Annotated in this window: 14 protein-coding genes and 2 pseudogenes; 4 read left to right on the top strand and 12 right to left on the bottom strand. The window is 68.3% G+C overall.

From position 1 onward, the window contains the following. Window positions 1-8 precede the first annotated feature (8 nt). Window positions 9-1,031, bottom strand: a complete 1,023-nt coding sequence (locus ACX5I6_RS12865; protein ID WP_461840723.1) for an aquaporin — start codon at window positions 1,029-1,031, stop codon at window positions 9-11. Between the two features lie 209 nt (window positions 1,032-1,240). Between ACX5I6_RS12865 and ACX5I6_RS12860 the strand changes: the two genes are divergently transcribed. Further along, entirely contained in the window at window positions 1,241-2,326 is a 1,086-nt protein-coding gene (locus ACX5I6_RS12860; protein ID WP_461840722.1) for an ADP-ribosylglycohydrolase family protein, read from the top strand. On the opposite strand, the gene ACX5I6_RS12855 is transcribed toward ACX5I6_RS12860, so the two are convergent. Together ACX5I6_RS12855 and ACX5I6_RS12850 are read right to left on the bottom strand one after the other, a co-directional pair. After that, window positions 2,307-2,786 carry a DUF4395 domain-containing protein gene (locus tag ACX5I6_RS12855; RefSeq protein ID WP_285247586.1) on the bottom strand — a complete coding sequence of 160 codons (480 nt, stop codon included), beginning with the start codon at window positions 2,784-2,786 and terminating at the stop codon, window positions 2,307-2,309. The two genes, ACX5I6_RS12860 and ACX5I6_RS12855, sit on opposite strands and share 20 nt — an antisense overlap. An 80-nt stretch (window positions 2,787-2,866) precedes the next feature. Then, the gene (locus ACX5I6_RS12850) at window positions 2,867-3,934 is read right to left on the bottom strand and encodes a 3'-5' exonuclease (RefSeq protein WP_461840721.1); all 1,068 of its coding nucleotides are present in this window, start codon (window positions 3,932-3,934) and stop codon (window positions 2,867-2,869) included. A 98-nt stretch (window positions 3,935-4,032) separates the two neighbouring features. On the opposite strand from ACX5I6_RS12850, the gene ACX5I6_RS12845 reads away from it, so the two are divergent. Then, window positions 4,033-4,827 carry a DedA family protein gene (locus tag ACX5I6_RS12845; RefSeq protein WP_461841714.1) on the top strand — a complete coding sequence of 265 codons (795 nt, stop codon included), beginning with the start codon at window positions 4,033-4,035 and terminating at the stop codon, window positions 4,825-4,827. A gap of 72 nt (window positions 4,828-4,899) precedes the next feature. Here the strand turns inward: ACX5I6_RS12845 and rdgB are convergent, their stop codons facing one another. The 6 genes and pseudogenes from rdgB to clpS all read right to left on the bottom strand — a co-directional run bounded on the left by rdgB (window position 4,900) and on the right by clpS (window position 9,199). After that, entirely contained in the window at window positions 4,900-5,523 is a 624-nt protein-coding gene (rdgB, locus tag ACX5I6_RS12840) for an RdgB/HAM1 family non-canonical purine NTP pyrophosphatase (RefSeq protein ID WP_461840720.1), read from the bottom strand. 19 nt (window positions 5,524-5,542) lie between these two features. Then, window positions 5,543-6,299 (bottom strand): annotated as a pseudogene (rph, locus tag ACX5I6_RS12835) (ribonuclease PH). A gap of 29 nt (window positions 6,300-6,328) precedes the next feature. After that, a complete protein-coding gene (locus tag ACX5I6_RS12830; protein ID WP_285247583.1) occupies window positions 6,329-7,126 on the bottom strand; it encodes an MBL fold metallo-hydrolase in 798 nt (265 codons plus the stop codon). After that, entirely contained in the window at window positions 7,123-8,151 is a 1,029-nt protein-coding gene (murI, locus tag ACX5I6_RS12825) for a glutamate racemase (RefSeq protein ID WP_461840719.1), read from the bottom strand. Before murI ends, ACX5I6_RS12830 begins: the two co-directional genes overlap by 4 nt. A gap of 105 nt (window positions 8,152-8,256) precedes the next feature. Further along, a complete protein-coding gene (locus tag ACX5I6_RS12820; RefSeq protein ID WP_285243917.1) occupies window positions 8,257-8,823 on the bottom strand; it encodes a DUF2017 domain-containing protein in 567 nt (188 codons plus the stop codon). Next, window positions 8,816-9,199, bottom strand: a complete 384-nt coding sequence (gene clpS / locus ACX5I6_RS12815; protein WP_461840718.1) for an ATP-dependent Clp protease adapter ClpS — start codon at window positions 9,197-9,199, stop codon at window positions 8,816-8,818. The genes ACX5I6_RS12820 and clpS overlap by 8 nt, the downstream gene beginning before the upstream one ends. Window positions 9,200-9,703: 504 nt before the next feature. On the opposite strand from clpS, the pseudogene ACX5I6_RS12810 reads away from it, so the two are divergent. Together ACX5I6_RS12810 and ACX5I6_RS12805 are read left to right on the top strand one after the other, a co-directional pair. Then, window positions 9,704-11,031: pseudogene (locus ACX5I6_RS12810) on the top strand (nicotinate phosphoribosyltransferase). 9 nt (window positions 11,032-11,040) lie between these two features. Continuing rightward, window positions 11,041-11,673, top strand: coding sequence for an isochorismatase family protein (locus tag ACX5I6_RS12805; protein WP_461840717.1), 633 nt, complete (start codon window positions 11,041-11,043; stop codon window positions 11,671-11,673). Window positions 11,674-11,676: 3 nt separating this feature from the next. Here the strand turns inward: ACX5I6_RS12805 and ACX5I6_RS12800 are convergent, their stop codons facing one another. The 3 genes from ACX5I6_RS12800 to nagB form a co-directional block, all read right to left on the bottom strand. Then, entirely contained in the window at window positions 11,677-13,455 is a 1,779-nt protein-coding gene (locus ACX5I6_RS12800; protein ID WP_461840716.1) for a DEAD/DEAH box helicase, read from the bottom strand. Further along, window positions 13,455-13,793: a DUF3039 domain-containing protein gene (locus ACX5I6_RS12795; protein WP_285247576.1), complete on the bottom strand. Its 339-nt coding sequence runs from the start codon at window positions 13,791-13,793 to the stop codon at window positions 13,455-13,457. Before ACX5I6_RS12795 ends, ACX5I6_RS12800 begins: the two co-directional genes overlap by 1 nt. A gap of 108 nt (window positions 13,794-13,901) precedes the next feature. Continuing rightward, a complete protein-coding gene (gene nagB / locus ACX5I6_RS12790) occupies window positions 13,902-14,681 on the bottom strand; it encodes a glucosamine-6-phosphate deaminase (RefSeq protein WP_461840715.1) in 780 nt (259 codons plus the stop codon). Window positions 14,682-14,693 lie beyond the last annotated feature (12 nt).

The following is a 14,693-nucleotide window of genomic DNA, read 5'->3' as shown; positions in this document are numbered from 1 at the left end:
CGGACCGCTCAGGATCGGTTGCCTTCGAAGAATTCCTGGGCCTCGCTGACATTGCGCGCCTGCTTGTCCTGTGCTGCAGTGCGTGCCGCGGGGAGCTGCTGCTCCGCACCCGGCGCGCCGCCGCCGTCGTCCGCCCGGGACTGGACCGGCACAGACCCGGTCCCGGCGTCCCCGGCACCTGTTTCCTCGCCCGCGGCCTCCTCGTCGTGGTCGGCAGCGTCCGGCGCTTCAGCGCTGTGCATGGCGTCAGCCGTGCCTGAAATCCGGAACACCAGGCCCGCGATGGCGGCGCCGGCCAGCGGGGCCACCAGGAATACCCACACCTGTCCCAGCGCCGCACCGGAGCTGAAGACGGCAGAGGCGAGGGCCCGGGCGGGGTTGAAAGGCAGGTTGCCGACGGACTGGCCCACCTGGAGCAGCGCCGCGAAGGACAGGCCCACGGCAACGGCGGCAACCGTCCGGCTGCCGCCCTCCACGCCGGCGTTGTCGCGCAGGGCGCCGTTGTCCCGGCCGGCAGCGCCCAGGAAGATGGCCACGATGATTGCCGCTCCCAGCAATTCCAGCAGCACCACCGCGGCGAGGGGCGCCTGGATAATGGAATGGTCGCCGAAGCCGGCGGCCACGGTATCGAAGGCGGTCCGGCTGTCGGGAATGCTGGGCAGGGTACGCAGGATGCCGAACAAGGCAAGGGCACCCACCAGCGCACCCACGACCTGGGCGGCGGCGTACGCTGCGGCCGCGCCGGCCCGGATCCGGCCGGCCAGGAGATGGCCCAAGGTGATGGCCGGGTTGAAATGGCCGCCGGAGATATGCCCGAAGGCGAGCATGGCGGCCGTGATGGCGAGGCCGGCAGCCAGGGCGGCGGGTACCGGGCTGGACTGCGGAATGCTGAACAGCGGTGCGCCCAGCCCGGCCACTGCCAGGAAGAGGCTGCCGAAAGCCTCGGCTGCCAGGCGGGGCAGCAGGGACCGGCGTTCGGGCTCCGCGCCGCCGGTCTGCAGTGCGTCGCGGGCTGGGACAGGGGTGCTCATGATGGGACCTTTGCTTGTCGGGTGCTCTCTGTGGTTCCCGAGCCGCCCCGGCCGGCAGGGGCGGCGGGCAGCGCAGGCAACCCGAGCAGTATTCCAGCCCAGTCTGGGCGTTCGCTGGACACCTGCTGTCCGCGGCCGCTCCCCCGGTCCCCCACCGCGGGATGCAGCCCCAACCGTTCGGAGCACGTCCGGACGGTAAATTTGTCTCCATGAGCATCGACCACGGCACGCCCACCCCCACTCCCAAGTCCCGGATCCACGGCTCCCTGTTGGGCGGGGCCCTGGGCGACGCGCTGGGCTACGCCGTGGAGTTCGATTCCATCGACGAGATCCGCCGGCGTTTCGGCGCCGGCGGCCTGACTGGCTTTGACGACCTCTCCGGTCCCTGCCATTTCTCCGACGACACGCAATTGACCCTCTACACCGTAGACGGCCTGGTGGAGGCGCTGGAGTGGGCCAACTCCGGTGTGGGCGCGGACGTGAATGCGTGCGTCTGGCTGGCCTACCTGCGCTGGCTGGCCACACAGGGTGCAGACGCCGGGCCGTCCGCACCGGTTCCGCAGCCCCGCTGGATCGACGGCAATGCGGTGTTGCGGCAGCGGCGCCACCCGGAGCAGGACTGCATCAGCGGGCTGGCCACCGGAGAGATGGGAACGTCGGTGCGGCCCGTCAATCCGGACTCGAAGGGTGCGGGCACGGTGATGCGCTCGGCGCCGTTCGGATTGATCCCGCACATCTCGCCTGAGGCAGCCTATAAGTTGAGTTCCGATGCCGCGTCACTGACCCACGGCCACCCGGCGGCACGCCAAAGTTCCGGTGTCTTCAGCCTCCTCATCCACCGCCTGGTCGCCGAAGAGGACCTGCGGGAAGCCGCCGCCGCCGTGACCGCCCACGCGGCCACCATCCCGCACGTGGCACCCGAACTGGCCCACCGCCTTGAAGCGGCACTGCGGCTCGCTGGCACGGCGGTTGTTCCACCTGAGGAACTGATCCGGGCACTGGGTGAGGGCTGGTTCGCGGAGGAAGCACTCGCCGTCGCGCTCTACGCCGTCCTCGCCACGCTTCCGGCAGGGGGCGCCCCAATGCTGCCGGAACAACACTTCCGGGACGCCATCGCCGTGGCGGTGAACCACAGCGGCGGCAGCGACACCGCCGGGTCCCTGGCGGGCAACATCCTGGGCGCCTGGTACGGGGAGGACTGCCTGCCCGACCCATGGCTCCGTGCCTTGGAAGGCCTGGAGGTAATCCGGGGGATGGCGGATCAGCTGGTTAGGGTCACGACCGGCGAAGGCTGATGTTGTTGCAGGCCTCGCAGACGTCCTCGGGGATCACTCCGCGGCGCTGCAGGAAGCCGAAAATCGTGCAGCCCAGGCAGAATCCGGCAAAAGCTTCAAGCGATGCCGCCACCACCAGGATCCCCAGCAGCAACCACGCTGCCAAGCCCAGGCCGGAGACGAACAACAGCAGGGCGGCCGTGGAGACGGCGGCGCCGATGCCTTGCGCAAAGCGCTTTGGCGGCCCGGGTACGAGCTTCACCTTTCCCAGCCGCGGGGTGATGACCTTCACGGAGAGGACCGCCAACGGTGAGATCCGCGGGCCGAAGAGCAGCCGCAGCCAGAACCCGACGGCGATGGCCAGCAGGCCCCACACGGAACCTGTCACGGCGGTGACCACCGCGAGCAGGACCACCAGGGCAGCCGTCGTGCGGGCCGCATACTCGTTGACCGGATTGGGGAAAGCGAACAAGGAACTCATCACGCAAGGCTAGGAGGGTAGCGCCCGGCGGCCAAGATTTGTTGCGCCGGATGAACCCTGGCGGATACCTCGAGGCCGCCTCAGGCGTTGAGGGCCGGCGCGAAGGCATCCGTTCCGGCGGGTGCGGCGGGGGCGTTCAAGCGGTGCGCAGGGACGGCTGCACTGCCCACCATCTGCAGGAACTCGCCCTCGGACAACACCTCGATGGCCTGCCCCCGATCATGGAGCTCCAGCACGCGCCGTGCCTTCCCGGTCAGCCTTCCGGAGCGCAGGTCCGAGGCCACGAACCCATCCCCCACCACCAGGACGGTGGTGCGGCCGGTCACCCGGCTCTCCGTGCGGGCACCGTGGTGGGCCGAGCGGAGCTTGGCGTCCGGGCGGCCGATGGACAGCTGCCCGGTGAACACGACGGTCTGGCCGTAGAGCGGGTGGCCGGGCTCGGCGTCGGCGTTCGGTTCGGGATTAAGCCCTTCTTCGGGCCAGCCGGACTGGAACCGCCGCACCAGCGCCGCGCCGTTGCCGGAGGCGCCGGACATGGCCGCCAGGCTTGGCTTCGACACATCACCGGTGGCGGGATCGAATGCCTGCTGGCGCGGCATGGCCAAACCCAGGGAGAGATACAGTTCGGCGATGCTGTTGGCACCGTTGCGGGCGGCAATGTCAATCAGGATGCCGGCGCAGGCGCGGGCATCCTCCGCGGCGTCGTGGTGGTTCACCAGCGGCACGCCCGCTTCCTCCGCAGCAAAGGGAAGCGAATTGGAGACCAGCGAATAGCAGCGGCGAGACAACATGACCGTGCAGACGTAGTCGTAGGCCGGGCCCGGCAGCCCTGACACTTCCAGCGCCGAGCGGATGACACCCAGGTCGAAGGCCGCGTTGTGCGCGGCCAGTACGTCCTCGCCGATGAACGCCCCGATCTCCGGGAACAGCTCCCCGAACCGCGGCTGCACCGCAACATCGGCAGGAGTGATTCCATGGATCCGGACGTTGTGGTGGTCAAAGTGGTCGTAGCCGGCCGGGGGCCGCATCAGCCAGGAGGCCTCGTCGACAATTTTCCCGCCCCGTACCTTCGTCAGGCCCACCGAGCATGGGGAGCCCCGGAAGCCGTTGGCCGTTTCGAAGTCGATCGCCGTAAAATCCAAACCCACGGCCCCCACCTTACCGCCGCCGGCGCCCCCGGGCCGGGAGGGACAGGCCCGGGAGGCGCAGGCCGGTCAAGTACGCTTGAGGGGTGAACTTTCCTGTGATGAACCACCTCGCTGTGTCCATGCTGGGCGGCGCGGGTCCGGTGCAGCCGCCAATGGCCTCCTTCCTGCCCGACTGGCTGAACCCCCAGGTCTTCCTGGCCGATCCGGCGCTCGCCCCGTGGGTGGTCCTGCTGGTCTGCGGCATCGTCTTCGCCGAGACCGGCCTGCTCGTGGGATTCTTCCTCCCCGGCGACTCCATGCTGTTCACCGCCGGCCTGCTGGTTGCCACCGGCACCATCAAGTTCAACATCTGGCTCCTGGCCCTGCTGATCGTGGTCTCCGCCATCATCGGCAACCAGGCGGGCTACCTGATCGGTTCCAAAGCGGGCCCTGCCCTCTTCAACAAGCCCGACTCCAAACTGTTCAAGCGCGAGAACGTCGAGAGCGCGCACGCGTTCTTTGAGAAGCACGGCGGCAAGGCGCTTATCCTTGCCCGGTTCGTTCCCATCATCCGGACGTTTGTCCCCGTGATCGTCGGCGTGGCACAAATGAGCAAGCGCAAGTTCTTCATCTACAACGTCATCGGGGCCGTGCTCTGGGGTGGCGGCGTGACCCTGCTCGGGTTCCTGCTGGGCGACACCGTTCCGTGGGTCCGGGACAACCTGGACATCATCTTCATCGCCATCGTGCTGGTCTCCGTGGTGCCGATCGGCATTGAACTCCTGCGCGGCATGTCAGCGAAGCGCCAGGCGCAGGCCTACGGCACCGACGCCGTCGACGAATTCATCGAGGAGCACGAACCGGAAGCGGAGCAAAAGACTCCGCGCAAGTTCCCCGGCGGCCGGCAGGATTAGTCCGGCCCTTCAACAGAAAAGGTGCGCACCCCGGCGGGGTGCGCACCTTTGTTGTGCGGCGTGCCGCGTCCTTCAGTCCGCTGCTTCCAGGGCTGCCACTATGGCTGGCAGCAGGGCACGGAAGGCCTTGCCGCGGTGGCTGATGGCGTTCTTTTCGTCGGCGGACAGCTCGGCGCAGCTGCGGTTCTCGCCGGCCGGCTGCAGCACCGGATCGTAGCCGAAGCCGCCGGCACCCCGGGGTTCGCGCAGGAGGACGCCCTCCAGCTGGCCGTACTCCACCACTTCGCGGCCCGGCCCGGCGGTGCCGGCGGGCACCGCCAGGGCTGCCGCGCAGACGAACGCCGCGCCGCGGTGCTCATCGGGAACGTCCGACAGCTGGTTCAGCAGCAGTTCGAGATTGGCTGCGTCGTCGCCGTGCCGTCCGGCCCAGCGGGCGGAGAAGATGCCCGGCGCCCCTCCCATGACGTCCACGGCAAGCCCGGAGTCGTCGGCGATTGCCACCAGGCCGGTGGCCCCGGCCACCGCCCGGGCCTTCAGCAGCGAATTCTCGGCGAAGGTCACGCCGGTTTCGACGACGTCCGGCGCACCTGCCGCCGCCGCATCCACCACCTGGGTGTCGACGTCGAGCCCGGGCACCTGCCCGCGCAGCAGGTCACGGAGTTCGCGCAGTTTCCCGGCGTTGTGCGTGGCGAGCACGAGCCGGGGGAGGGCGTGCTCACAGGGCGTCCGCCAGGGTTTCCCGCTGGATGGCGGCCAGCTGCGTAGTGCCCAGCAGGGCCAGGTCCAGGCTGGTCCAGCTCCTCCCGGTCGAACGGGGCGCCTTCCGCGGTGCCCTGGACCTCGACGAACTTGCCGGAACCGGTGACCACCACGTTCATGTCGGTTTCGGCCCGCACGTCCTCCACATACGGCAGGTCAAGCATGGGAACGCCGTCGATAATACCGACGGACACGGCGGCAATGGTGTCGAGGAGGGGCTGGGCGTTCTTGGCGATCAGCTTGGTGTCGCGGGCGAACCGGATGGCATCCGCCAGCGCTACGTAGGCGCCGGTGATCGCGGCGGTGCGTGTCCCGCCGTCGGCCTGCAGCACGTCGCAGTCCAGCACGATGGTGTTTTCGCCCAGCGCCTTGGTGTCGATGATGGAGCGCAGCGAACGACCGATCAAGCGCGAGATCTCGTGGGTGCGGCCGCCGATCTTGCCCTTGACCGATTCCCGGTCCGAGCGCGTGTTGGTGGCGCGGGGCAGCATGGCGTACTCGGCCGTGACCCAGCCGCGGCCTTCGCCTTTGAGCCAGCGTGGAACGCCGGCAGTCAGGGAGGCCGTGCACAGCACCCGGGTGTTGCCGAACTCGATCAGTGCCGATCCCTCAGCCTGGTTGGACCATCCGCGGGTGATGCTGATGGGCCGGAGCTGGTCGGGGGCACGGCCGTCGGCGCGCACGATGGGCACTGCAGTTGCTTCAGATGTCATGCCTTTAGCTTATCGAGTGCGGCCCGCCGCTAGATCGTGTAGTGCACACCGGCCACGGCAACGGCCACATCGCCGGGAAAAACCGGCCGGGCCTCGGCCATGACAGTGGTGGGTGATGTCCACACCGGAATGTGGGTCAGCAGGAGCCGGCGGGCGCCGGCCACGGCTGCGGTCTCCCCCGCCCGTTTTCCGGTCAGGTGCACGTCCTTGATGCCGTCGTCGCGGCCCTCTTCGAAGGCTGCCTCGCACAGGAAGAGGTCCGCATCCTTGGCGGCTTCCTCAAGCCCGGCGCAGGAGTCGGTGTCACCGGAGTACGTCAGCGTCCGGGTGACCGGGACGCCGTCCTTGCCGGGTTCCACCACCTCCACCCGCAGGGCATAGGCCTCTTCAATGGGGTGGTTGACGGCGAAGGGCGTGACGGTAAACGGCCCCACGGTCACGGGTTCGCGTTCGGTCCAGTTGCTGAAGTCGAATTCCTCGTGCATGCCCGGGTCCGGGTCAAGGCCGTAGGCGGTGGCCATCCGGTTGGCCGTGGCGGCCGGGCCCCACACCGGGATGCGGCCGCGGCCCCAGCCGCCGGGCTTCCAGCGGATGGCGACGTGCAGCCCGCACAGGTCCATGCAGTGGTCCGGGTGCAGGTGCGTGAGGAAGATGGCGTCGATGTCCTCCAGGTCGGTGTACCGCTGGATGGCGCCCAGCGCACCGCTGCCGAGGTCCATCACCACCTTCCAGGTCCGGTCGCCGTCGGTGGCGGTCAGCAGGTAGCACGACGCCGGGGAGCCGGGCCCGGGGAAGGAGCCCGTGCACCCCACGATGGTCAGCTTCACGGGCGGGGTCCTCCGGCTCGGCCGGCGTCGGCGAGTCCGCCGCCCACGAAATTGGAGATCCGGGGGCGTCCGCGCGCGGCCTGGGCGGCGGCGATCATTTCCGGCGTGATGCGGGCGAGGCTGCCGGTGGGGTATTGCGCGGCGACGTGGTCAACGTGCCGGACGGAGAGGACCTCGGGGCCCAGGAACCTCCGGGCGAGCGCCTCGAACTGGCCGGCATCGCCGGTGGCCACGAAGTGGTGCTCGGGCGGGGCGCCGGACGGGCGCTGCAGGTTGTGGGTGGCCAGCGCGCGGTAGACGTCCTTGGCTGTCTCCTCGGCGCTGGAAACGAGGGTGACGTCGCCGCCCATCACAAACGAGATGACGCCGGTCAGCAACGGGTAGTGCGTGCAGCCCAGAACAACCGTGTCCACCCCCGCGGCCTTAAGTGGTGCCAGGTATTCCTCTGCGACGGCCAGCAGCGCCGGCCCGGTGGTGATGCCGGCCTCGACATAGCTGACGAATTCGGGGCAGGCCACGGACGTGATGTCCAGGTCCGGGGCGGCGGCGAAGGTGTCCTCGTACGCGCGCGAGCCCACCGTGGCGGAGGTCCCGATCACGCCGATTTTCCCGCTGCGCGTGGCGGCCACGGCACGCCGCACGGCAGGCTGGATGACCTCGATGACGGGGATGCCGTATTTGGCGGTGTACCGCTCGCGGGCGTCCCGAAGGACCGCGGCCGACGCCGAGTTGCAGGCGATGGTGAGCAGCTTGACACCGGAGTCCACCAGTTCGTCCATCACGCCCAGGGCGTTGGCGCGCACCTCGGCGATGGGCAGCGGACCGTACGGCCCGTGGGCGGTATCGCCGACGTAGAGGATCGATTCGTTGGGCAGCTGGTCAATGATGGAGCGGGCCACGGTGAGGCCGCCGACACCGGAGTCGAAGACGCCGATGGGCCGGGTTTCCGGTGCGGCGGCCGGGAGGTCGCCGTCGCCGGCAGGCTGCGCATCCAACGTCGGGTCCGTGCTCGAGGCTGTTGTCATGATTATTCGAGGATAGGTCTTCCCGGAAGGCTCAGCCATCATCTTGTGTCCAGCGACTCATGTCGAATGTGTCACAACCAACGGCCTCCCCCGGGCCGCCGCAGCTCACCGGCGGGTTTCCAGGGACTGCAGCATGGCCTGGACAACGGACTCTTGAAGCCAGGTGGTGAAGTTGTAAACCAGCGCCAGGTAGCTTTCCACATCCTCGGCCTGGGACCAGTCCTGCATACGGTGGACGTGTTCGGCGTCGGCCTCGTCGCGGATGTCCAGACGCTCTGCCAGGACGAGCCGGACGTCATTGAGCGCCATGGACCAGTACTTGGCCCCCTCCGGCGTCAGGACGATCTCGTCCTTGTCCAGGTCCAGCGCCGCCGCACGGAGCGCCCCGATCTTGGTTTCCCGCAGCGAGCGCTCGGTGAGCTGGCGGAACTCCAGGGACGCGGCGTCGTCGTTCTTCGAAATGTTGGGCAGGAGCCGCTTGACCGCGCGGTCCGTAGGTTCGGCAACATCCATGTCCAGGCCGATGAGGGCAGCCAGCGGATCCTGTCCGTCGCGTTCCTCCGGCTGGAGCATGGAGATGACGTCATCGATCAGGCTGCGCAGCAGGTCCCGTTCGGCAGGTTCCAGGAACCCGGTGATGCCCTTGAGGCCGTATTTGAATGCCTTAGCCACGCTTCCCCTTACCCTGGCCCGGACCGCCGGACTTCCCGGCTTTGCCGCCGTGGCCGCCGCTGGCCTTTTCCACCGTGGCCCACAACCCGAACCCGTGCATGGCCACCGCGTGGCGTTCCACCTGCTCCTTGCTGCCTGCGGCGACGATCGAGCGGCCCTTCTTGTGGACCTCCATCATGAGCTTGTTGGCTTTGGTCACGGAGTAGCCGAAGTAGCTTTGGAAGACGTAGCTCACATAGCTCATGAGATTGACGGGATCGTTCCAGATCACCAGGTTCCAGGGGATGTCCGGAGCGGTGAGGGAGTCGGTGGACTCCGCTGTGCCGGTCCGGACGCCCTCCCGTGTATCGGGGCCGGGCGCAACGCTTATGGTCATCTGTCCATTCTATGGGTGGGCCCACACCGGCGAGGGCCCCACGGCGAAGCGAAGCGAGACGAGGGAGCCGGTGGGTGGGCCCACACCGGCGAGGGCCCCACGGCGAAGCGAAGCGAGACGAGGGAGCCGGTGGGTGGGCCCACACCGGCGAGGGCCCCACGGCGAAGCGAAGCGAGACGAGGGAGCCGGTGGGTGGGCCCACACCGGCGAGGGCCCCACGGCGAAGCGAAGCGAGACGAGGGAGCCGGTGGGTGGGCCCACACCGGCGAGGGCCCCACGGCGAAGCGAAGCGAGACGAGGGAGCCGGTGGGTGGGCCCACACCGGCGAGGGCCCCACGGCGAAGCGAAGCGAGACGAGGGAGCCGGTGGGTGGGCCCACACCGGCGAGGGCCCCACGGCGAAGCGAAGCGAGACGAGGGAGCCGGTGGGTGGGCCCACACCGGCGAGGGCCCCACGGCGAAGCGAAGCGAGACGAGGGAGCCGGTGGGGACTAGAGTGACTTTCGTGAGCACCTCCGCCGGCTGGGACCATCCCCGCACGTCCTTTTACACCGACCATTACGAGCTGACCATGCTGCAGGCGTCCCTCCATTCGGGGGCGGCGCACCGCAAATCGGTATTCGAGGCCTTCGCCCGGCGGCTGCCGGACGGCCGGCGCTACGGAATTGTGGCGGGTACCGGACGCCTGTTGGAGGGCATCGCAAGCTTCCGGTTCGGCGAGGCCGAGCTGGACTTCCTGGAACGTACCCGGGTGGTCAACCAGGAGACGCTGGAGTACCTGGCCAACTACAGGTTCTCCGGGGACATCTGGGGCTACGCGGAGGGCGAAGCCTACTTCCCCAACTCCCCCATCCTGATCGTCGAGGCCTCCTTCGCCGAGGCCTGCATGCTCGAGACATACCTGCTCTCCGTCCTGAACCACGACAGCGCCATTGCCTCCGCAGCGTCCCGGATGGTCAGCGCGGCCGGCGGCCGGCCGTGCATTGAAATGGGTTCACGCCGGACGCATGAGGAAGCTGCGGCGTCCGCCGCGCGGGCTGCGGTGATCGCCGGCTTTGACAGCACCTCCAACCTGGAAGCAGGCGCACGCTACGGCATCCGCACGGTGGGTACGGCGGCGCACTCGTTCACGCTGCTGCATGACACCGAGCGGGCGGCTTTCGAGGCCCAGATCGCGTCGCTGGGCGAAGGCACGTCCCTGTTGGTGGACACGTACGACGTCGAGAAGGCGGTCCGCACGGCCGTGGACCTGGCAGGGCCCCGGCTGGGCGCGGTCCGGCTGGACTCCGGGGACCTCGTGGCCCAGGCGCAGTGGGTTCGCCGGCTGCTCGACGACCTCGGCAACGAGCACACGAAGATCGTGGTCACGTCGGACCTCGATGAGTACGCCATCGCTGCGCTGCAGTCGGCTCCCGTTGATTCCTACGGAGTGGGGACCTCACTGGTCACCGGATCCGGGGCTCCCACGGCCAGCATGGTCTACAAGCTGGTCAGCCGGACGGACGACGCCGGTAACTTCGTTTCCGTGGCCAAGGCGGCCAAGAACAAGGCCAGCGTGGGCGGCCGGAAGTATGCCTTGCGGAAACTGGACGAGCGCGGCACCGCAACGGCCGAGGTTGTGGGCGTGGGCCACCGGCCGGAGGATGACGGCAACGACCGGCAGCTGCTGCAGCAGTTCATGAAGAACGGCGAACTGCTGCCGGGCTGGACCGGGCACGAAGGCGTGGTCCGCGCACGGCAGCGGCACGCCGATTCCATGGCGGAGCTGCCCCGGTGGTGAACCGCCTTCAGCGGGGCGAGCCCGCCATTCCCACGCTCTATGAAGACCACTGAGGAGGACTGATGTCCCGCGCACTGATCATCGTCGATGTCCAGAACGATTTCTGCGAGGGCGGCTCGCTCGCCGTGGACGGTGGTGCGGCCGTGGCCGGCGCCATCAGCGAGTACCTGGACGCCCACCACAGCGAATTCGACTTCGTGGTGGCCACCCAGGACTGGCACATCGATCCGGGCAGCCATTTCTCCGAGACACCCGATTTCATTGACAGCTGGCCGCGGCACTGCGTGGCCGGAACCCGCGGCGCCGAGCTGCACCCGGACCTGGACACCGAGTACATCGACGCGTATTTCCGCAAAGGCCAGTTCGCGGCCGCGTATTCAGGGTTCGAAGGCCTGTTGGCTCCCGAGGACGCCGTGCCCACCGGAGAGCGCCAGGCCGGCGCAATGGCCGGGTCCCTGGACGCGTCGGAAGTGGACGAGGACGCGATCGGGCTCGATGACTGGCTGCAGAGCCATGACGTCGAGGACGTGGTGGTGGTGGGCATCGCCACCGACTACTGCGTGAAGGCCACCTCGCTGGACGCGGTCCAGGCTGGCTACGGCGTCACCGTGGTGCGGTCCCTGACGGCAGGGCTTGCCGACGACCTCGAAGACGCCGTAGCCGAAATGGAACTGGGCGGCGTGGATATCGCCTAAGCCCTATTTACGGCCGATGAACCAGTCCTGGAGCTTCCGGAGCCTGGACTGCAGCTGTTCTTCGTTGGCCTGTGCCACCGGGGGCCCGCCGCACACGGTGCGCAGCTTGGTATGGACCACGCCGTGCGGGGTGCCCGTCCGGGCCGCCCACGCTGCCACGTTCTTGGCCAGCTCGTTGCGCAGGTCCATCAGCATCCGGTGGTCAGGGACGGCGGGAACCTGGCTTTCGGCGGCCGGGGACTTCCGGTTTTTCCGGTTCAGTTGTTCGTGCTGGCGCTGGCGCAGCAGCGTCCCCACCTGCTCCGCGTCCAGCAGGCCCGGGATCCCCAGGAAGTCCATTTCGTCGTCGGACCCCACCTCGCCGCCGGTGCCGAACTCGCCGCCGTCAAAAAGGACCCGGTCGAAGGAGGCCTGAGAATCCAGTGCCTCGAATTTGCCCTTGGTGAGGCTGTCCGAGGCTTTTTCTTCCCGGTTGGCCTCCTCCATCAGCGAGTCTTCGGGGTTGAAGAGTCCGTCGCCGTCCTCTTTTTCCGGCCGGTCCAGCGCGTGGTCGCGTTCCATTTCCATGGAGTTGGCCAGCGCCATCAGCTGCGGCACGGACGGCAGGAAGACCGACGCCGTTTCGCCCCTCTTGCGGGCACGCACGAAACGTCCCACGGCCTGTGCAAAGAACAACGGGGTGGAGGTGGACGTCGCGTAAACACCCACGGAGAGCCGGGGTACGTCCACGCCTTCGGACACCATCCGGACAGCCACCATCCAGCGCTTCTCGCCTGCCGAGAATTCCTCGATCTTGCTGGATGCCTTGGCGTCGTCGGACAGGATGACTGTGGGCGACTCACCGGTGATCTTCTTTAACTGCCCGGCGTAGGCACGCGCGTCTTCGTGGTCCGTGGCGATGACCAGTCCGCCGGCGTCCGGTACGGTGCGCCGGACCTCGCTGAGCCGCTTGTCCGCACCGGCCAGGACAGCGGGGATCCACTCCCCCGCCGGATTCAGGGCGGTCCGCCAGGCATGGCTGGTGATGTCCTTGGTGACTGCCGCCTCACCTAGCGAGGCGGCCATCTCTTCGCCCGCACTGGTGCGCCAGCGCATCTGGCCGGAGTAGGCCATGAACATCACCGGCCGGACCACGTGGTCCCGCAGGGCGTTGCCGTACCCATAGGTGTAATCCGCCTTGGAGCGGCGGATGCCTTCCCGGTCCTCCGCATACTCCACGAACGGGATGGGCGAGGTGTCCGAACGGAAGGGTGTTCCGGTCAGGGACAGCCGCCGCACCGCCGGATCGAACGCCTCGCGGAGGCCATCGCCCCAGGACAGGGCTTCGCCGCCGTGATGGATCTCGTCGAGGATCACCAGCGTCCGGGCGGCCTCGGTCTTGGCGCGGTGCAGCATGGGTTTGCTGGCCACCTGCGCATACGTGACCGCGACACCGATGAATCCGCGGCCGTGCTGTCCGTCGGAATTCTTGAAGTTGGGATCGATGGCGATGCCCACCTTGGCGGCGGCGTCAGCCCACTGCCGCTTCAGGTGGTCGGTGGGCGCCACGATGGTCACCCGGTTCACGGCACCGGAATCGATCAGCGTCGAGGCGATCCGGAGCGCGAAGGTGGTCTTACCGGCGCCGGGGGTTGCCACCGCAAGGAAGTCGCGGGGACTTTTCGCCAAGTAGAGGTCGAGTGCTTCCTGCTGCCAGGCACGGAGTTTGGGCGCGGTTCCCCAGGCTGCTCGTTCCGGATAAGCCGGAGGCAGGGTGGGGCCGCCAAAGAGCGTCTCCGTCACTACTTGTTGTTGCCCGAGTCGCCCGGACCCTTCCCGCCGTCGTTGCCCGGCCGGAGGCCCTCATAGACTTCCTTGCACTCAGGGCACACCGGGAATTTCTGCGGGTCCCGGCCCGGCGTCCAGACTTTGCCGCACAGCGCGATGACGGGCTCTCCCGTCATCGCGGACTCCATGATCTTTTCCTTGCGCACATAGTGGGCAAAGCGCTCCCGGTCGCCCGGTTCCACCTCTTGGCGCACTTCCTCGCGCTCAATGGTGGCCGTGGACGTTCCAGCCCCGGAAAGCTCGCGCATCGGGTCGTTTTCGAGAGGGTCCGTCATGCTAGTCATGGCATCCATCTTAGCCTTTCCGGTGGCCGGGCGTTCGACGGCGGCACGCCCGCGCCGGGGTGCGGCAGGGGCCGTTGCCGTCACTTTCAGGCAGGCGCGCGACGGCGGGTACACGGCCTACAACCCCTGCCAGCCGGGCTTGTTCTCATAGGTGTGGCGGTAGAAATCCGCGAGTTTCAGCGCGGACGCCGCGGCCTCGTCCAGCAGGACCGTGGCATGCGGGTGGAACTGCAGGATGGAGGCCGGGCAGATGGCCGCCACCGGGCCTTCCACGAAGTCGCGAACGGCTTTGGCCTTTTGCGCACCGGTGGCGAGGAGGATCACATGCCGCGCTGCCATGATGGTGCCCAGGCCCTGGGTCAACACGTGGTGCGGGACCTCGGCAAGGCTGTTGAAGAACCTGGCGTTGTCCCGGCGCGTCTGTTCGATCAGGCTTTTGATCCTGGTCCGTGAGGCAAAGGACGAGCCCGGTTCGTTGAAACCGATGTGGCCGTCCGTCCCCACACCCAGCAGCTGCAGGTCCACGCCACCGGCCGCGGCGATGGCCTGCTCGTACGCGGCGCAGGCTGCCGGGATGTCCTCGGCGGTTCCGTCCGGTCCGTGGACGTTTTCCGGCGCGATGTTCACCCGGTTGGTGAATTCCCGGCGGATCACCTCCCGGTACGACTCAGGGTGGCCGGCGGGCAGGCCCACGTACTCGTCCAGCGCGAACCCGGAAGACCTGCTGAAGTCCAGGCCCTGGAGGTGCCGGGCAGCGAGTTCGTCATAGACCGGCAGCGGTGAGGAGCCGGTGGCGAGGCCAAGCACCGCATCCGGTTTGCGCCGGACCAGTTTCTCGATGGCGTCGGCCGCGAGCCTTCCGGCTTGCCTGCCGCTGCCGAGGATGACGACTTCCATGCTCTTTCCTCC

It is taken from the genome of Arthrobacter sp. MMS24-T111 (genome assembly GCF_054888995.1).
The sequence above is the reverse complement of the archived record's forward strand: the minus strand, read 5'-3'. Positions and strand labels throughout refer to the sequence as shown.